Source organism: Mesorhizobium sp. WSM3626 (genome assembly GCF_000513935.1).
Lineage (GTDB): Bacteria > Pseudomonadota > Alphaproteobacteria > Rhizobiales > Rhizobiaceae > Mesorhizobium > Mesorhizobium salmacidum.
Genome location: NZ_AZUY01000059.1, coordinates 18,613 through 35,320 on the forward strand (window position 1 = coordinate 18,613; position 16,708 = coordinate 35,320).

The 16,708-nt window shown below is 65.2% G+C and carries 16 protein-coding genes and 2 pseudogenes; 8 read left to right on the top strand and 10 right to left on the bottom strand.

The window, feature by feature from the left end:
- Positions 1-15: 15 nt before the first annotated feature.
- The 4 genes from M653_RS01000000133735 to M653_RS0127945 form a co-directional block, all read right to left on the bottom strand.
- A complete protein-coding gene (locus tag M653_RS01000000133735; RefSeq protein WP_051442848.1) occupies positions 16-1,074 on the bottom strand; it encodes an RNA polymerase subunit sigma-70 in 1,059 nt (352 codons plus the stop codon).
- A gap of 40 nt (positions 1,075-1,114) precedes the next feature.
- Positions 1,115-1,861: an SDR family oxidoreductase gene (locus M653_RS0127935; protein ID WP_027146287.1), complete on the bottom strand. Its 747-nt coding sequence runs from the start codon at positions 1,859-1,861 to the stop codon at positions 1,115-1,117.
- Positions 1,862-2,006: 145 nt separating this feature from the next.
- Entirely contained in the window at positions 2,007-2,759 is a 753-nt protein-coding gene (locus M653_RS0127940) for a pseudouridine synthase (RefSeq protein WP_027146288.1), read from the bottom strand.
- A gap of 276 nt (positions 2,760-3,035) precedes the next feature.
- Positions 3,036-3,917, bottom strand: a complete 882-nt coding sequence (locus M653_RS0127945; RefSeq protein WP_027146289.1) for an aldo/keto reductase family oxidoreductase — start codon at positions 3,915-3,917, stop codon at positions 3,036-3,038.
- A 93-nt stretch (positions 3,918-4,010) separates the two neighbouring features.
- Between M653_RS0127945 and M653_RS0127950 the strand changes: the two genes are divergently transcribed.
- Positions 4,011-4,916, top strand: a complete 906-nt coding sequence (locus M653_RS0127950; protein WP_027146290.1) for a LysR family transcriptional regulator — start codon at positions 4,011-4,013, stop codon at positions 4,914-4,916.
- 160 nt (positions 4,917-5,076) lie between these two features.
- Positions 5,077-6,990 carry a diguanylate cyclase gene (locus M653_RS0127955; RefSeq protein ID WP_027146291.1) on the top strand — a complete coding sequence of 638 codons (1,914 nt, stop codon included), beginning with the start codon at positions 5,077-5,079 and terminating at the stop codon, positions 6,988-6,990.
- Between the two features lie 91 nt (positions 6,991-7,081).
- Here the strand turns inward: M653_RS0127955 and M653_RS1000000136250 are convergent, their stop codons facing one another.
- Both M653_RS1000000136250 and M653_RS0127965 read right to left on the bottom strand, forming a co-directional pair.
- Positions 7,082-7,303, bottom strand: coding sequence for a hypothetical protein (locus M653_RS1000000136250; RefSeq protein WP_027146292.1), 222 nt, complete (start codon positions 7,301-7,303; stop codon positions 7,082-7,084).
- A gap of 113 nt (positions 7,304-7,416) precedes the next feature.
- Entirely contained in the window at positions 7,417-7,644 is a 228-nt protein-coding gene (locus M653_RS0127965; RefSeq protein ID WP_027146293.1) for a hypothetical protein, read from the bottom strand.
- 896 nt (positions 7,645-8,540) lie between these two features.
- Between M653_RS0127965 and M653_RS0127975 the strand changes: the two genes are divergently transcribed.
- Positions 8,541-8,837, top strand: a complete 297-nt coding sequence (locus M653_RS0127975) for a DUF1236 domain-containing protein (RefSeq protein ID WP_027146294.1) — start codon at positions 8,541-8,543, stop codon at positions 8,835-8,837.
- Between the two features lie 121 nt (positions 8,838-8,958).
- Here M653_RS0127975 and M653_RS0127980 read toward each other — a convergent pair whose 3' ends face one another.
- Entirely contained in the window at positions 8,959-9,804 is an 846-nt protein-coding gene (locus M653_RS0127980; RefSeq protein WP_027146295.1) for a helix-turn-helix transcriptional regulator, read from the bottom strand.
- Between the two features lie 90 nt (positions 9,805-9,894).
- Between M653_RS0127980 and M653_RS0127985 the strand changes: the two genes are divergently transcribed.
- Complete coding sequence (locus tag M653_RS0127985; RefSeq protein ID WP_027146296.1) at positions 9,895-10,779, top strand: SDR family oxidoreductase; 885 nt, start codon at positions 9,895-9,897, stop codon at positions 10,777-10,779.
- A gap of 180 nt (positions 10,780-10,959) precedes the next feature.
- Here M653_RS0127985 and M653_RS1000000134745 read toward each other — a convergent pair.
- A pseudogene (locus tag M653_RS1000000134745) lies at positions 10,960-11,360 on the bottom strand (type II toxin-antitoxin system HicB family antitoxin).
- Positions 11,361-11,665: 305 nt separating this feature from the next.
- Here M653_RS1000000134745 and M653_RS0127995 point away from each other — a divergent pair.
- From M653_RS0127995 to M653_RS0128005, 3 genes are all read left to right on the top strand, one after another.
- On the top strand, positions 11,666-12,613 hold the full coding sequence (locus M653_RS0127995; protein ID WP_027146297.1) for a substrate-binding domain-containing protein: 948 nt from the start codon (positions 11,666-11,668) through the stop codon (positions 12,611-12,613).
- 241 nt (positions 12,614-12,854) lie between these two features.
- Positions 12,855-14,456 carry a sugar ABC transporter ATP-binding protein gene (locus M653_RS0128000; RefSeq protein WP_032936293.1) on the top strand — a complete coding sequence of 534 codons (1,602 nt, stop codon included), beginning with the start codon at positions 12,855-12,857 and terminating at the stop codon, positions 14,454-14,456.
- Entirely contained in the window at positions 14,453-15,469 is a 1,017-nt protein-coding gene (locus M653_RS0128005) for an ABC transporter permease (protein ID WP_027146299.1), read from the top strand. Before M653_RS0128000 ends, M653_RS0128005 begins: the two co-directional genes overlap by 4 nt.
- Before the next feature lie 100 nt (positions 15,470-15,569).
- Here M653_RS0128005 and M653_RS0128010 read toward each other — a convergent pair whose 3' ends face one another.
- Positions 15,570-15,932 (bottom strand): hypothetical protein, encoded by a 363-nt coding sequence (locus M653_RS0128010; protein WP_027146300.1) that lies wholly within the window; start codon positions 15,930-15,932, stop codon positions 15,570-15,572.
- A gap of 182 nt (positions 15,933-16,114) precedes the next feature.
- Between M653_RS0128010 and M653_RS0128015 the strand changes: the two genes are divergently transcribed.
- A complete protein-coding gene (locus tag M653_RS0128015; protein WP_027146301.1) occupies positions 16,115-16,417 on the top strand; it encodes a hypothetical protein in 303 nt (100 codons plus the stop codon).
- A gap of 80 nt (positions 16,418-16,497) precedes the next feature.
- Here M653_RS0128015 and M653_RS1000000137440 read toward each other — a convergent pair.
- Positions 16,498-16,708: pseudogene (locus M653_RS1000000137440) on the bottom strand (IS110 family transposase); the annotation flags it as partial.

The window sequence follows — 16,708 nt, forward strand, 5'->3', positions numbered from 1 at the left end:
CCTGCCAGCTTTCTGTCAGGAGATGGGTTGCGATGGCCGCGCTTGCGGTTCGGACCAGACCGGCGGCAGGCCGAAGGCTGCGAATAAATCGGGACCGAGCGGGCCGACATAGACCGTCAGCGCGGCGATCTGGCCGTCGGCCGGCTCAATGACGTGCAGCGATTGCGCGCGCCATTCCGGCTCGTGAAGCCGCCGCGCATAGATCGCCACGGCGGGCTGGCCATTGGCCCTTGTCGCCACCGCGCGGTAGCCGGCGAAATTGTTCCAGACGGTGTCGAAGAAACCGTGGATCGCCTGGCGGCCCTGGTACCAGTCGTGCCAGGGCGGCATGTGGTAGGTGGCATCCTCGCGCAGGAGTTCGATGAAGCCGTCGAGATTGGCGGCATCCCAGGTCCTGATATAGCGTTCGAGCAGCAGGTCCTCGTCGGCGCTCGGCCGCGCGCGCTGCAGTGGCCGCCCCTTGGGAAAGCGTTCGCCGAGTGTGGCGCGCGCCCGCTGCAGGGCGCTGTTGATCGACGCCGTAGAGCCGCCTAGCAATTGCGCCGTTTCCAGCGCCGACCAGCCGAGCACGTCGCAAAGCAGGAGCGCGGCGCGCTGCCTGGGCGGCAGAAGCTGGATCGCCGCGATGAAGGCAAGCCGGACGGCCTCGCGGGTTTCGTAACGCGCTTCGGGGCCCGGTTCGCCGTCGGCGAGATCCGGCAGCTCGGCGTCGGGATAGGGCTCCAGCCAGGTCAGTTCGGCGGCTGGGCCGGCAGCGGCGCGGCCTTCGGTCGGCGGCCGTGCCGGCTCTTCGAGAATGCGGCGCGTCGACGACCTTGCCTTGATCGCGTTGAGGCAGCTGTTGGTGGCAATGGCGTAGAGCCAGCCACGCGGCGAGCCGTGGCCGTCGAATTGCGAGCGGCCGCGCCATGCTTTCAGGAAAGTGTCCTGGACGAGGTCGTCGGCCTCGTGGAGCGAACCCATCATGCGGTAGCAGTGCAGCTTGAGTTCGCGGCGGTGGGTGATGGTCAGGCGCTCGAAGGCGGGCCGGTCGAGGACCGGCCGGCCCGATGGCCCGGCAGGAGCGTCTGTCATTTCGAGCTCGCCATGATGATTTGGGGCCATCCTGCGCGCCTCACGCCGCCGCCGCAAGGCCGCTGCCGCTCACCGTGAAGGCGGTGCCCTGCATCTTTCCGGCAGCGAGCGCGACCACGGCGCTGGCGACATCGGCGGGCGTCTGCACATCGGTCATGCTGGCCAGGAAATCCGCCGGGCTGATGCCGAGATAGGCCGAAACGCCCGATATGCCGCGCTGGCCGACGCCGGTGCCGGCCATGATGCGCATCGGCGCCAGCGCCATGAAACGCAGGCCAAGGCCAAGCCGGTCGCCTTCCTTCTGGCTATGGGCGGCAAGGAACATCTGCATGCGCTTGGCGCCGGAATAGCCGCCGGAGTTCGGCGGGCCGCCGCTGAATGCAGCGCCGCTGGAGATCAGCACCACGCGGCTGCCGGGCTTCAGCCGGCCGCGCAGCGCCGCCCGGCAGAACAGGAAGGACGCCTTGACGTCCATTTCCCAATTGGCCGAGAACTCGTCCCAGCTCTGGTCCTGGATCGGTGCCGACGGGGCGAAGGCACCGGCGCAGATCACCAGCACGTCCGGTTCGAGCGCCGCGAACACTGCCTCTGGCGCGGCCTCCCGCGTGGCGTCCGCCGCCAGCGTCCTTACGCCCGACGCCTCCCAGGAAAGTTCCTTCAAAGCGTCCGCGCCCCGGGCGACGGCGAGCACGGTTGCTCCCTCGCTCAGCGCGGCTTCCACGATGGAGCGCCCGACGCCCCGGCTGCCTCCGACCACGACGACATTTTGACCTTGCAACGATCCCATGGATCACCTCGCTTTCCGGCCCGGAGGATTCCGGCGCCTAATGATCAGGACAGCGCAGGCGGGTGGAAATCATCGGTGGTGACGAGAATTTTTTGATGCATTGTCCGGCCGTCACCCGTCGAAAGCCAGCAGCGCGAAGGAACGCTCACTCCGCCAGCAATGCCAGCTCCTCAGCCGTCAAAGACCGCGCCGTGCCCTTGGCGAGGTCGCCTAGATGCAGCCGGCCGATGGCGATGCGGATGAGGCGCTTGACCTTGATGCCGTGGGCGGCAAGCAGGCGGCGGATGTGACGGTTCTTGCCTTCGTCGAGCACGATCTCCAGCCAGGCGGTTCGGCCGCCACTGCGCAGGAGGACGATCGAATTGGCGGTCAGGGTCTCGCCGTCGACGGTGACGCCAGTGCGCAACCTGTCCAGCAGCGTTTCATCCGGCACCGTGGCGACCTGCACGTGATAGGTCTTGGGCAGATGCGAGGCCGGGTCCATCAGCCGGTTGGCGAAGCGTGTGTCGTTGGTCATCAACAGCAGGCCTTCGCTCGCCTTGTCGAGGCGGCCGACCGGCGAGACATAGGGCAGATCGAGCCCTTCGAGACAGGCATAGACGGTGTCGCGCTCGAGCGGATCATCGCGGGTGGTGACGAGCCCGCGCGGCTTGTTGAGCATGACATAGACCTTGCGCTCGGCAATGACCGCTTCGCCATCGACAACGATGCGGTCGCGGTTCATGTCGACGCGCAACGCCGCATCGCGCACCACCTTGCCGCCGACGCGCACGCGGCCCGCCGCGATCAGCACCTGCGCCTGCGTGCGCGAACACAGGCCGAGTTTTGACAGCGCGCGGTTCAGGCTGACGCCAGCGCTCGCCGGCCTGCCGGTGTGGTGTGTGTGCCTTGGTGTCATGGCCGTAATGCCGGTGTCGCTCAGGCCGACTGATGGCACGGGCGGCGCCGGCTTCGCAAGCCGGGCGAGGTGGGTTTCGGCACCGCCGCGCTCTACGGCGCCCCCTCTGTCCTGCCGGACCCGGCCCTACGCTATCGCTCCGGGCGTTCGTCGTTCGGAAAGCCAAGCAATTGGCTTCCCGTCCGCTCGGGGACCACTCCTCACCCCCACGAGGTCCCACGAGGGGGGAGATCGGAAGCTCGGATGTCGGCTCTCTCCGCCGATGCCGCGACCGCCTCAGGCGGCTGCCTTCTCGGCCGCGATGCCGTTCAAGACCTGGATCACATCGACCGGCAGCTTCAGCTCGGCCGCCGCCAGATTCTCCCTGAGATGCCCGACCGACGAGGTGCCGGGGATGAGCAGGATGTTGGGGGAGCGCTGCAACAGCCAGGCGAGCGCCACCTGCATGGGTGTCGCGCCAAGTTTTTGCGCGACGTTGGCAAGCGTGCTCGACTGCAGCGGCGTGAAACCGCCGAGCGGGAAGAACGGCACATAGGCGATGCCGTCGGCGGCAAGCTCGTCGATCAGCGCGTCGTCCTGGCGATGCGCGATGTTGTATTGGTTCTGCACGCAGACGATGTCGACCATGCCGCGTCCCTGCGCGATCTGTTTGCGGGTGACATTGCTCAAGCCGATATGGCGCACAAGGCCCTGGCGCTGCAGTTCGGCGAGCGTGTCGAGCTGCGGCTCGAGCGAGCCTTCGGCGGGTCCGTGAATCCCATGCATGGAGCGCAGGTTGACGACCTCGAGCACATCCAGCCCGAGATTGCGCAGATTGTCGTGCACGGCCTGCGTCAGCTCCTGCGGTGACATTGCGGGGATCCACGATGCATCCGCGCCGCGCCGGGCACTGATCTTGGTCACGATGGTGAGGTTGGCGGGGTAGGGGTGCAGCGCCTCGCGGATGATCTGGTTGGTGACGTGCGGGCCGTAGAAGTCGCTGGTGTCGATATGGTCGACCCCGCTGGCAATGGCCTCGCGCAGCACGGCGAGTGCGGCGTCGCGGTCCTTTGGCGGGCCGAAGACGCCCGGTCCGGCCAGTTGCATGGCGCCGTAGCCGAGGCGCTTCACGGTGCGGTCGCCGAGTTTGAAAGTTCCGGCCTTGCTGATGTCGGTCATGGTGTCATCTCCTTCGGATCAGCCAGATATAGACAACGCGCACCTGAACGATAATATGATGCAATCGGAACGGCCTGTGCGGAAAGGCGAACAATGGCGGCGGATCTGGGCGACCTCCAGGCGTTCATGGCGGTGGCGCGCGCCGGCGGCTTCCGCGAGGCGGCCCGGGTGGGCGGCGTCAGTGCCTCCAGCCTCAGCGAGACGGTGCGGCGGCTGGAGAGCGGGCTCGGCGTGCGGCTCCTCAACCGCACCACGCGCAGCGTCGCGCCGACCGAAGCCGGCGCGCGCCTGCTCGAGCGGCTCGGCCCCGCGCTCGGCGAAGTCGATGCGGCGCTCGACGTGGTCAACGGTTTTCGCGGCCGCCCGACCGGCACGCTGCGGCTCAACGTGCCTGTCGTCGCGGCGAAACTGGTGCTGCCGCGCCTTTTGCCGCCCTTCCTCGCCGCCTATCCCGACATCCGGCTGGAAGTGACCGCCGAGGACAGTTTCGTCGACATACTGGCGAGCGGCTGCGACGCCGGCATCCGCTATGGCGAGCGGCTGGAGCAGGACATGATCGCCGTGCCGATCGGTCCGCGCCGGCAGCGCTTCGCCACCGCCGCCGCTACGGCCTATCTCGACCGGCACGACCGGCCCGGCCATCCACGCGACCTGCTCGATCATGCCTGCCTGCGCGGTCGCTTCGCCAGCGGCTTCACGCCGCCCTGGGAGTTCGAACGCGACGGCGAGGTGGTGAGCGTCGAGCCGACCGGCCCGCTGCTGGTCAGCACCGGTACGGCAATGACGCTTGCGCTCGAGGTGGCGGTCGCCGGCGGCGGCATTGTCTCGCTGTTCGAGGACTGGCTGCGCCCCTATTTCGACGACGGCCGGCTGGAGCCGGTGCTGGAGCCTTGGTGGCAGGAATTTTCAGGACCGTTCCTCTACTATCCCGGCCGCCGCCTGACGCCAGCGCCGCTGCGGGCTTTCATCGATTTTGTCGGTGGGATGCGCTGGGATTGATCCCGGACTGGCATCGTGCTGTCGGGTGTGCCGGCCTTTTTCGGCCCTGCCGTCGTGGTTCCTTTCGACCAAAGGGCAAATCCCTAATGTAACACTTTGTTGTCATTGAGGGCCTATCAAAGGGGCAGTACGGCGAAAGCCCGATAAGGAAAGGCGCGCAATGGGTTCGCCCTGGTCCGAATTGCTGGCCAATCTCGCGGTCGTGGCGATGTTCGTTTCGGTCTGGATCCACACGCATGTGTGGCTGGATCGCTGGCCGGCCGCCGCGAAGGCAGCGGCCTTCGGGGTGCTGATGGGTGCCGGCGCCATAGTCCTGATGCTGACGCCCATGCAGTTGCAGCCGGGCGTGCTCGCCGATCTCAGGGCGACCATGATTGCCGTTGCCGGCTTCTTCGGCGGTCCTGTCGCCGGCATCGTCGCCGGGGTCATGGCCGGTGCCTTCCGGACGTTCGAGGGCGGCATTGGCGCCTTCGCCGGCGCGGTAGGGATCGCGGCCGCCATGCTGGTCGGTGTCGCCGCAAACCTTGCCCTGAAAGGGCGGCGGCCCACCGTGGTCGACATCATGCTGCTTGGCGCGGCCGCGGCGGCAGCATCGCTGCTTGGCCTCAGCATCCTGCCGAGGGAGGTCCTGCAAAGGATTCTGCCTGATGTGGCGCTGCCTTCCTCCCTGCTTATCTTTGTCTCGGTGGTGCTGTCGGGGCTGACGCTCTACCAGGAGCGGCGTCGCCTCGAAGCGTTGCAGTCCCGGCGCATCTACAAGGCCGTGGTGGAGACGCTGCCCGATTGCCTCAATGTCAAGGATCTCGACGGGCGGTTCATCGCTGCCAATCCGGCAACGGCGCAACTGATGCATGCGGCCGACGCCAAGGCACTGATCGGCAAGACGGACTTCGACTTCTTTCCGCATGAGACGGCCAAAGGCTTCCGCGAGGACGAGCTTGCGGTGCTGGCGTCGGGGGCCTCGTCCACCATCGAACAGCACCTTCACCACGAGGACGGCACCGACGGCTGGCTGGCGACCTTGAAAGCTCCGTTCCGCGACAGGACCGGGGCGGTGGTCGGCCTGATCACCCACAATCGCGACATCACCGCGCGCAAGCAGCTCGAGACCGAGCTGGCGGAAAGCCAGGCAAGGCTCGGAGACGCCTTGACGCACATGGCCGACGGCCTGGTGATGTTCGACCTGGACGGCAAGATGGTGCTGTGCAACGCCCGGTACCGCGCCATGTTTCCGAAGACGGCCGACATAAGAGTGCCGGGTGCCGACTATCGTGACATCCTGCGCGCTTCGGCGGCGCGCGGCGAAGGCATCACGCCGCAGGACGCGGTCGAGGAGTGGATCGCCGAAATCATGGCCTCGCAGAAACTTGTCAGTCACCGTCAGGTCCGGCTTGCCGACGGGCGCTGGCTCGATGTGCGCACCCGGCCGACCGGCGATGGCGGAAGCCTCAGCATGTTTTCCGACATCACCGAGGCCAAGCAGGTCGAGGCCGAACTGATGGCCGCCAATGAGAAGCTGAACCTCCTGGCGCACCGCGACGGCCTGACCGAACTGTTGACGCGGCGTGCCTTCGACGAAGCGCTGGCGCGCGAATTCGCCCGCGCCAGCCGCAACGCAATGCCGCTCAGCCTGCTCATCATCGACGTTGACTGGTTCAAGCGGTTCAACGACCATTACGGCCATCCGGCGGGCGATGAGTGCCTGCGCGTCGTCAGCCGCTGCATCGAGGCGGCAGCCCGCCGGCCGGCAGACTCCGCCGCCCGCTATGGCGGCGAGGAGTTCGGGCTCATCCTGCCCGAGACCGACGCGCATGGGGCCTTCGTCATCGCCGAAAACCTCAGGAGCAAGGTGCGCGACCTCGCTATTGGGCATGCCGGCAGCGAAAAAGGCATCGTCACCGTCAGCATCGGTGTCAGCACCTTCGAGGCCGCCGCCGCCATCGAGATCGCCGATCTTCTGAGCCGCGCCGACGAGGCGCTCTACGGCGCCAAGGCCGCGGGGCGGGACCGGGTGCATGGCTGGCGTCCGCACCTCAGCGGCCAACGCTCGACCGGTTCTCGGCGCAAGACTTGAGCCTCTCCAAATCCTGGGGGCCGGGCTGCCTGTAGAGTTTGGATCGAGGCTGAGCTGGCTATTGCCTGAACGAGGATCAGGCCAGGCACCTTCAACCGCTGTGAACTGAATCCGCGCTGGCGGGATCGAGCTTCACAAGACGAGCCTTCGCCTCGCCGACGCGTTGTTGCGCCGATCGTATCCTGTCACAAAGCCTCAGATTGATACCAACGCCACAGTCCTCGTCCAGCATCGCGTTTGCACGTTCGAGGGCGAGTTCCGCTCGGTTAAGTCGCTGCCTCGCCCTGGCCAGTTCCAAGGTCAGAAGTTCCATTACTGCTGTTTCCGTGGTTACGGTCCCTTCAGGTGGGAAACCGTTGCCGGTCGTTTTGGTTCCGGCTGTTCGCGTGCAGCTGCATTGGCTGCCGCGCGCGCCCTTGACGACCTTCAGGACGGCCTTGGATGGGCAAGGCTGGTGTCGAAAGTGTCCGGCAGGACAGGTGTGCCATTGGGCGCAGTCGAGGCTGTCGTCATCCTGTCGACCGCCGGGATGATGACCATGCGGGCATGCTGCTCCGGCCACAATGGCTTTCCGAAAAGGAAGAACGTGCTGGCGAGAAAACAGACCAGCAAGAGGACGGCCAAGGTATTGGCGATGATCTCACCAAGCTGCATTATCTCTCCTCCAAATCACGCACCTGCAATGGGCAACGAGCACCAGCGGACTATGTTCAACGTGTGGGACCAATGCGCCTGATACTTCGGACTTCAGTCCGAGTTGCGGGTCGAACGATAAAGGCACAACCTGCCTGCGCACCGGCCGAGCCTCCGCCAATGGTGGCAGCCGGAGCATGGCCCGGCCTGCTCGCAACGTACCGAGCCCTCCGCCAAGGCAGGCCGGGCTGCCTCTCCTGAAGCGTCATGAACGGACCGCGATTTCCGCGGGCAGCGGCGAGCGTTGATTCCTCGGCAACGGCTAACCCCGATCCGCGGGGTGACGGAAAGCACGCCGATATCCGTTAGACAGGGATTGTATGGACGCATCCGCTGTCCCCTCGCCTCAACTCGGCGCCACGATTGCCAGTGAAAAACGACGAGGGCTGCTACCAGCTCACGGTAAAGCTGACGAGCAGGACGGCGATCAAGGCCGATAACGGGACCGCCATCAACAGCGCCGCCTCCATAAGTCGGCTTTCCTTGTCGCTGAACATCAGGATCTCCTCACATCTTGACCCGAAACCGGGGAATTCAGGGTTCGCCCACCGCATGGAAGCAGCGGGCGAACCCTTTCGGCGCAGGAAGGGACGTTAGCTGCGCCAATTCGAAAAAACACGCGCGGTCGCAGTCCGACTTTCGCCGGCTACCTGCCGGTGACCTTGCAGCGAACAACGAGCGTGAAAGATGGCCGTTCCCGGCGGCGGCTCCGGCAGGACCATTGCGTTTTCAGATGGGACCTAAGTCTGGGGCAGGCCGGACCGAAGCCCGATCCTGGAACATTCAATCCCGCCTGAAGTTCGATCGGCAGCGCGGTGACAATGTTGTAGCTGTGCAGGTTTCAGATGGAGGAACTCATGAAAAAGAATCTTGCCGCCGTAGCCGCGGTTCTGTTGCTCGCAGGTGTCGGCGCGGCTGCCGCCGAGGACGTCGTCATCCAGCCCGAGCAGGAAACAGTGATCAAGGAGTATGTGAAGAAGCAGCCGCTGGCTTCGGTCAAGGTTCCCGGCGTGGAACTCAATATCGGCACGGCTTTGCCAGATACCGTTGAACTCCACGAAGTTCCCAACGTCAAATATCGCTACACCGTGATCGACAACCGGACGGTGATCGTGGACCCAGGCACTCACAAGATCGTCAAGATCATCGAGTAACCGCGCCTGGCCCGCCGCCCGGCTGGTGGCGGGCCAATTGCGCAAAGTGCGTTTGCCAGAGCAATCATAATCATAATTTGCGCGGGTCGATGCCGATCTCGCGCCTGCTAATCCAGCATCATTACGATGGGTTCGCCTCCTGCAGTTCGCGGCGCCGGGCCAGCGCGCGAATTCGGTCCGCGACTTTGCCGTCCACCGGGTTGTAGACGGTCAGGCTCAAATCCGGCCGGCCGTCGACCGCGAAGGCCGAATATTCGAGTTCGATGTCCCCGAGTTCGGGATGCTTCAGGCGCTTTGTCCCGTCGCCATGGCTGAGCACGTCGTTTTCCCGCCACAGGGCGGCAAACTCGGGGCTGGCGCTGCAAAGCTCGTCCACGAGCTGGGCGACCTCGGACACCGCGCCGGCGCGTGCCGCGTCGGCCCGGAACGCGCCGACCACGAAGCGGGCGAGATTCTCCCAATCGTGCTGCTTGGCGCGGATTGTGGGGCTCAGGAACATGAACCGCAGGATGTTGCGCTGACCCGGGGGCAAGGTGCTGTAGTCGGTCATCACGATTTGCGCGGCGCGGTTCCAGGCGACGACATCCCAGGTTGCCGTTTTGATCAAGGCCGGGCTTGCCTCGAGCGTATCGATAAGGCGCTGCAGCCTGGGGCTGACACCGTCGGCGCCGATGTAGCGGACCTCGGGCGGACGCCCCAGCCCCAGCATGAAAAGATGTTCGCGCTCGGCCTCGGTCAGCAGCAGCCCCTTGGCGATCCGGTTCAGCACGTCGGCCGAAGGCGCGCCGCCGCGTCCCTGTTCCAGCCATGTGTACCAGGTCGGGCTGATGTTGGCGCGCTGGGCGACCTCTTCGCGGCGCAGTCCCGGCGTGCGCCTGCGCCCCGAGAAGCCGAACGACGAGGGGTCGAGCCGGGTGCGCCGATCCTTCAGAAATGCTGCGAGCGAACCGGCGGAATTGTTGGGCATCCTGTTAGTCATTATACCATGATAAGATCACTACTTTAATGGAATAATAGAGCAGCGATACTGCGCGGGCAACTGTGCAGGAGATTTTGCATGCGAATCTTTCTTACCGGCGCCACCGGCTTCATCGGTTCGGCGATTGTCCCCGAACTTCTTCAGGCCGGCCATCAGGTAATCGGCGTCACTCGCTCGGATGCCGGCGCCGAGGCGTTGGCCGCCGCGGGCGTGGAGGCGTATCGCGGAACACTCGAGGATTCCGAGGGCCTGCGCGACGGCGCGGCGAAGGCGGAAGCGGTGATCCACACGGCCTTCGACCATGATTTTTCGAGGTTCGCCGAGAATTGCGAAAAGGACAGGCGCGTCATCGCGGCACTCGGCCAGGCACTCGCCGGCTCCGACCGGCCGCTGGTGATCACGTCGGGCACCGGCATGGGCGCCCCCGGCCATGGCCAGTTGGCGGTCGAGGACGTCTTCAACCCCAGCCATCCCAATCCGCGCGTCGCCTCGGAACTCGCCGGGAATGCCCTGCTGGAGGCGGGCATCAACGTGTCGGTGATGCGGCTGCCGCAGGTCCATAACACGGTCAAGCAGGGGCTGATCTCGCCGCTCATCGAAATCGCGCGCCGGAAAGGTGTCTCGGCCTATGTCGGTGAAGGCCGCAATCGCTTTGCGGCGGGCCACCTCCTCGATGTGGCGCGCCTCTATCGCCTTGCTGTGGAAAAGCGGCAGCCGGGCGCCCGCTATCACGCCGTCGGCGAGGAAGGCGTCGAGGTGCGCGCGATCGCCGAGGCGCTTGGCCGCGGCCTGAACCTGCCGGTCGTTTCGATCGCACCGGAAAAGGCGGCGGAGCATTTCGGCTGGATGGCGATGTTCGCCCCCATGGACCTGCCGGCGTCCAGCGCGCTGACCCAGGCGCGGCTTGGCTGGCATCCGACCGGGCCGACGCTGATCGCCGATCTCGACGCCATGCGATATTGATGCGCGTAAGAGGCGGCCGTCGCAGACCGTGAAGTCACGCCGGCTATGTCAATTGCCGTGTTTGGGGCGTGACCGGCCTACAGCATGTCGCGGCGAATAGGATTCGCCCGACCTACTGTAAGCTTCTGATTTTATGCATGTCGTCGTCCCGGAACCGAGCACACTTCCGGGCGACATGCATTAGGCCGCTTCAAGCGCCATCACCTTCTCCGCTGCCTTCGCCAGAAACCCGGATCGCGTATAGCCATGGGCTTCGGCGAAGGCATCGATCGGCTGGAGAACGTCGTCCGGCAGGGTCACGTTGATACGCACCGCCTTCCTGGCTCCGGTCCTTGCCGCGACCAGGATTGCAACGCCGTCGCGATTGTCGGCGTCTGTCATCACAGCCTCAAGACTGGAAGGCTCTGGAATGGCATCGCCATCCTCGACCAGCCCCTCGATATGGAGGGGAAGGGCCTCTTCGGCCATGGACCGGGCGTCATCAAGATCCTTGCCGGCGGTAATCACGCTGGGAAATCAGGGAAAGACACGCCGAAGTCGTTGTCGGCATCCTTGTGGATAAGTCCGATATACTGCTTCATGTCAGTCACCTCGGTTTCAGTCCAGATTGCTTTTCGATGTCCCCGAAGGAGCGGCCTGCCTACAATCCTAAATTCCGACAATTCCGACAAGTCGCTGTCCGGCTCTGTTATATCGATGTTGCACAAACGGTTGACCCTGGGTTAGCATCCTCTTGTTGACGCCGATCGGAGGAATTTAGGCGGTCAGCTGGAGCGGCATGCGTTCTTGGCGCAAGGAGGATGCTCCAACACTTTAACCGGCGCGTGATCCTTCCTGAAACCGGTCCCGGTTTTTAGGGACGTGCGCTTCTGTGGAGGAGGAACCCATGAACAGACGCGAATTCCTGATGACGTCCGTGGCCGCGGGCGCCATGATGCTGGCCGCACGCTCGGCTTTCGCCGCGGACAAACTGACCATTCTCGGCTCGGTGCCCAGTCTCGGCTTTCCGTTCTTCGTGCACATGCTGAACGAGATCAAGGCCGAAGCGCAGGCGCAAGGCGTCAACCTGACCGAGAGCGACGGCCAGAACTCGGCCACCAAGCAGACCGCCGACATCGAGGCGGCCCTGGTGCAGAAGGTCAACGCGATCGTCATCTCGCCGCTCGACGTCAACGCGCTGGCGCCAGCCATCGAGGAAGCGGTCAAGGCCGGCGTTCCCGTGGTGACGATCGACCGCCGCGTCGACGGGGTCCAGGGCATCCTTGCCCATGTCGGTGCCGACAACGTCAAGGGCGGCGAGGCGGAAGCCCAGGCCGTGGTTGCGGCATTCCCCAATGGCGCCAAGCTGTTCCACCTGCAGGGCCAGCCGGGCGCGGGTCCCGCGATCGACCGCAACAAGGGCGTGCACAATGTGCTCGATCCGCTGAAGGACAAGTACCAGATCATCTATGAGCAAACCGCCAACTTCGCCCGCGCCGAGGCACTGACGGTGACGGAAGCCGGCCTTGCCGCCAACGGCAAGCCGGACGCCATCATTTGCGCCAATGACGATATGGCGCTGGGCGCGCTCGAAGCGTGTGCCGCGCGCAACTTCAGCGACGTCAAGATCTACGGCTTCGATGCGCTGCCGGAAGCGCTGGTCGCCGTGCGCGACGGCAAGCTCGCCGGCACGGTCGAACAGTTCCCCGGCAAGCAGTCGCGCACCGCCGTACAGATCGCGGTCGCCTTCGCCAAGGACAAGACCGAGCCGAAGGAGAAGCTGGTGCTGCTGACCCCCATCGTCATCGGCAAGGACAATCTCGACAAGGCGGAAAGGCTGAACGAGACGAAGTAGGGCAGTCAGCTTCGATTGATAAGCCGGCGGGACAGCGCCCCCCTCTGTCCTGCCGGACATCTCCCCCTCAAGAGGGGAGATCGGATGTCTCTCCCGCGGCGCCAATCTCCAATATTACAGGGAAGGGCACCGGCGTTCAGGCTGCCAATCTCCCCCCTTGAGGGGGAGATGTCCGGCAGGACAGAGGGGGGCGTTCAAGCGCAACCTGGCTAAATCTAGGGGTGGCAACAAGGAGAAGTCTTTGCCTTTAGTTGAAGCCGCATCCCCGGTCCTGCTTGCCGTCGAGGGCGTCACCAAGCATTTCGCCGGCGTCACCGCGCTGAGCGATGTCTCGCTCGATGTCCGCCCCGGCGAAATCCTCGGCCTGCTTGGGGAGAACGGCGCGGGAAAATCGACGCTGTTGAAAATCCTGTCCGGTGTCATGCCGCCTTCCGGCGGCCGCATCACCTTCGACGGCGCCGACTACCAGCCGGCGAGCCCGCAGGACGCCAAGCGGCACGGCATCGTCACCATCTACCAGGAGCTCAGCCTGATTCCGACGCTGACGGTGGCGGAGAATATTTTCATCGGCCGCGCGCCGACCGGCCGGCTCGGATTGGTGAGCTGGCGCAAGATGGAGCAGGATTCCCGCGCCATCATTGCCCGCGTCGGTCTCTCCATCGACCCGATGACGCCGGTGTCGGCGCTGTCGGTGGCCGAGCAGCAGCTGGTCGAGATCGCCCGTGCATTGTCTTTGAAAAGCCGGCTGATCATCATGGACGAGCCGACCTCGGCGCTGACCGAGACAGAGGTGCAGCGCCTGCTGTCGATCATGGACCGGCTGCGCAAGGACCATGTCGCGATCATGTTCGTCACCCACCGGCTGGAAGAGGCATCCGCCATCTGCGACCGCATGACCGTGCTGCGCGACGGCAGGCTGGCGGGGCATCTCGACCGTCAGGGCGGGCCGATCAAGCTGCCCGCCATCATCGAGAAGATGGTCGGGCGCGCCGCCTCCGAACTTTACGCGCGGCCGGCGCAGCGCGCGGTGGCTGGCGATGTCGTGCTTTCCGTGCGCGGCTTGCGCACCGTGCGCGACCCCGAGGCGCCGCATGCCATCGTGCTCGACGGCGTCGATATAGACCTCAAGACCGGCGAGATCCTCGGCGTCGCCGGCCTCGTCGGCTCAGGCCGCACCGAGCTGGCGCGCGCCATTTTCGGCGCCGACCGGATCGCTGCGGGAACGATCACGCTCGACGGCAGGGAAATCGCGCCTGCTTCGCCGGCCGACGCCATCGCGCTCGGCATCGGCCTGGTGCCGGAGGACCGCAAGCACCAGGCGATTTTTGCCGCGCTTGGTATCCTGCCGAATTTCTCGGTCGCTTCGCTTGGGCGTTTCAGCAACGGCTTCGGCTTCATGGCCGAGCGGCGCGAGCGCGACGCGCTGTCGGGGTTCAGGAAGATGCTGTCGATTCGCATGGCGTCGGCCGAACAGGCGATCGAAGGCCTGTCGGGCGGCAACCAGCAGAAGGTGATCCTGGCGCGCTGGCTGGCGCGCGATCCAAAAGTGCTGATCGTCGACGAGCCGACGCGCGGCGTCGATGTCGGCGCCAAGGCGGAAGTGCACCAGATCCTGGTGCAACTGGCGGCGCGCGGCATCGCGGTGATGATGATCTCGTCCGAACTGCCCGAGGTGCTGGCGGTGTCGGACCGCATCGTCACCATGCGCAAGGGGCGCATCACCGGGCAGATGCCGGGCGTCGAGGCAAACGAGGAAAAGCTGATGGAATTGATGGCGCTCGACAGGCAGGATACGCCGGGACAGGACGCGCCGGCACAGGATGCGGAAGGGCAGACACGATGAGTATCGCCGAGGAACAGAACCAGCGCGGCGGCGTGACGATCGCCCGGCTTTTGATGAGCTTCGGGCCGCTGCTGTTCCTGGCGGCGCTGATCGTCGTCTTCACCGTGCTGAAGCCGAGCTTCATGGACCCGATCAACCTGTTCAACATCACCAGGCAGATCTCGATCACCGGGTTGATCGCGCTCGGCATGACCTTCGTTATCCTCACCGCCGGCATCGATCTGTCGGTCGGCTCGCTGCTGGCCTTCTGCGGCATGGTGGCGGCCGTGGTGGCCAAAGGCGGCACCGCCAACACGCTGTCGCTGTCGACGTCGGGCACGCAGGGTTTTGGCTGGTTCGCGGCGCTGCTGGCCGCCGTGATGGTGGGCGCCTTGGCCGGCGGCGTGCAGGGGTTCGCCATCACAAGGCTGAAAGTGCCGCCCTTCGTCGTCACGCTGGGCGGGCTGACGGTGTTCCGCGGGCTGACGCTGACCATCTCCAATGGCGGTCCGATCTCCGGCTTCGACGCCTCGATGCGCTGGTTCGGCACCGGCCTGATCGGCCCGGTGCCGGTGCCGGCGCTGATCTTCGCCACCGCCGCCATCCTGTGCCACATCGTGCTGCGCTACACCCGCTATGGCCGTGCCGTCTATGCCGTCGGCGGCAATGCCGAAGCGGCACGACTGTCGGGCCTGCGCGTCGACCGCATTCTGGTCTCTGTCTATGTCATCGTCGGCTTCTTCGCCGGGCTCGCCGCCTTCGTGCTGTCGGCGAGGCTGAATTCTTCGGAAGCGGTTGCCGGCATCGGCTACGAGCTGACGGTGATCTCCGCCGTCGTCATCGGCGGCACCTCGCTGTTCGGCGGCATCGGCTCGGTCGGCGGCACGGTGGTGGGTGCGGCCCTGATCGGCGTGCTGCAGAACGGGCTGCAGTTCAACAACGTCTCTTCCTACACGCAAAGCATCGTCATCGGGCTCATCCTGATCCTGGCGGTGGCGTTCGACCGGTGGCTGAAATCACGGGTGAGGAGATAGGGTGGTTTCTCCTTCTCCCCCAAGGGGAAAAGGGATCACCGGCTGCCGCGTTGCTTGCGAAACGTCCTCGCCTGAAACCCGCAAACGGCGCTGTCGAGCCTCACGCCGCCTGCCTTGCCCACAAATCATGGCCGTAGCGGCGGAAGAAGCGGGCTATGAGAAGCTGCTGCCTTGCCCTGGCGAGATCGGGCAGGCGCCGTTCCTGGCGCCAGCGCGGCATGTTTCGCCAGCCGGCGATGAACCGGATCGCATCCTCGACGGCTTCGTGCGCCGATAGCGCCGGGCCGATCGCGGCCAGGAACAGAAGCTCCGTTTGTTTCAATTCGTCGATGACGGTCTTGCGCCTGAAATGATCCAGGCGGGCCTGCGCGATGCCGTTGCGGCGGATCGCCTCGAAGGCTTCGAGCAAAGCGGGACTGTCGCCGGTGTAACCGCAGGCGTGGGCGAAATCGGCGGCATCCATTCTTGCTCCCGGATCTGGCGCGCGCAATTCCGCGCCGACTCACATTTGCAAGCTGAATATAAGCATAACTCAAACTAACATAGAAGAGGGACTTTTGGGGGAGTTTTGGAAACTGCGACTCGACTCCTGCTTCAAAACACGGGAATATGTGAACAAATCACGAACAAACGGACGGAGGAACGATGGCGTTGCCGGGTAGGGAAGCAGTGATCGCGCAGGTCGCCTCGCTGTCGGTCGAGTGCGCCGATTGCGGCCGCAACAGGTGGTGGCGACCCGATCAGTTGAAGCGCTTCGGGGTGAACGGGAACACGCCGCTGGCCGCGCTGTCGGGTCGCATCGTCTGCTCGGCCTGCCGTGCCGACGGGCTGCCGGGCACCGCGATCTCGATCCAGGCCGCGTTCATCGACGAGCGCCAGCGCGTGCGCTCGGAAGCGCGGATGCTGAGCGATCGCGAAGCGCCGCTGGCAGGCTCGAGGCGGGCTTGAGAAGCGCTGATTCCTCCTTCTCCCCTTGTGGGAGAAGGTGGCCTCGCGAAGCGAGGTCGGATGAGCGACTATCTGAGGTGTCAAGTTGCATTTGCGAACTCGCTTCGCGCATCGCGTGCTTTTGCATTGAGAATGACGAGCAGCTTTCTGGCGAGAGCGATGCGGATGACCATCTTTTCCTTTCCGGCGGCCTGCAACCTTTGCTGGAAAGCGGCCAGATGCGGATCATATTTGGCAACGATGCTGGCAACGAGGAAGAGGACGCCTCGCGGTCCCGCACGGCCGCCACGC

Excerpts from the sequence above, each read along its gene's own strand:
- M653_RS01000000133735 (WP_051442848.1), bottom strand. The coding sequence starts at position 1,074 with ATGACAGACGCTCCTGCCGGGCCATCGGGCCGGCCGGTCCTCGACCGG.
- M653_RS0127935 (WP_027146287.1), bottom strand. The coding sequence starts at position 1,861 with ATGGGATCGTTGCAAGGTCAAAATGTCGTCGTGGTCGGAGGCAGCCGG.
- M653_RS0127940 (WP_027146288.1), bottom strand. The coding sequence starts at position 2,759 with ATGACACCAAGGCACACACACCACACCGGCAGGCCGGCGAGCGCTGGC.
- M653_RS0127945 (WP_027146289.1), bottom strand. The coding sequence starts at position 3,917 with ATGACCGACATCAGCAAGGCCGGAACTTTCAAACTCGGCGACCGCACC.
- M653_RS0127950 (WP_027146290.1), top strand. The coding sequence starts at position 4,011 with ATGGCGGCGGATCTGGGCGACCTCCAGGCGTTCATGGCGGTGGCGCGC.
- M653_RS0127955 (WP_027146291.1), top strand. The coding sequence starts at position 5,077 with ATGGGTTCGCCCTGGTCCGAATTGCTGGCCAATCTCGCGGTCGTGGCG.
- M653_RS1000000136250 (WP_027146292.1), bottom strand. The coding sequence starts at position 7,303 with ATGGAACTTCTGACCTTGGAACTGGCCAGGGCGAGGCAGCGACTTAAC.
- M653_RS0127965 (WP_027146293.1), bottom strand. The coding sequence starts at position 7,644 with ATGCAGCTTGGTGAGATCATCGCCAATACCTTGGCCGTCCTCTTGCTG.
- M653_RS0127975 (WP_027146294.1), top strand. The coding sequence starts at position 8,541 with ATGAAAAAGAATCTTGCCGCCGTAGCCGCGGTTCTGTTGCTCGCAGGT.
- M653_RS0127980 (WP_027146295.1), bottom strand. The coding sequence starts at position 9,804 with ATGCCCAACAATTCCGCCGGTTCGCTCGCAGCATTTCTGAAGGATCGG.
- M653_RS0127985 (WP_027146296.1), top strand. The coding sequence starts at position 9,895 with ATGCGAATCTTTCTTACCGGCGCCACCGGCTTCATCGGTTCGGCGATT.
- M653_RS0127995 (WP_027146297.1), top strand. The coding sequence starts at position 11,666 with ATGAACAGACGCGAATTCCTGATGACGTCCGTGGCCGCGGGCGCCATG.
- M653_RS0128005 (WP_027146299.1), top strand. The coding sequence starts at position 14,453 with ATGAGTATCGCCGAGGAACAGAACCAGCGCGGCGGCGTGACGATCGCC.
- M653_RS0128010 (WP_027146300.1), bottom strand. The coding sequence starts at position 15,932 with ATGGATGCCGCCGATTTCGCCCACGCCTGCGGTTACACCGGCGACAGT.
- M653_RS0128015 (WP_027146301.1), top strand. The coding sequence starts at position 16,115 with ATGGCGTTGCCGGGTAGGGAAGCAGTGATCGCGCAGGTCGCCTCGCTG.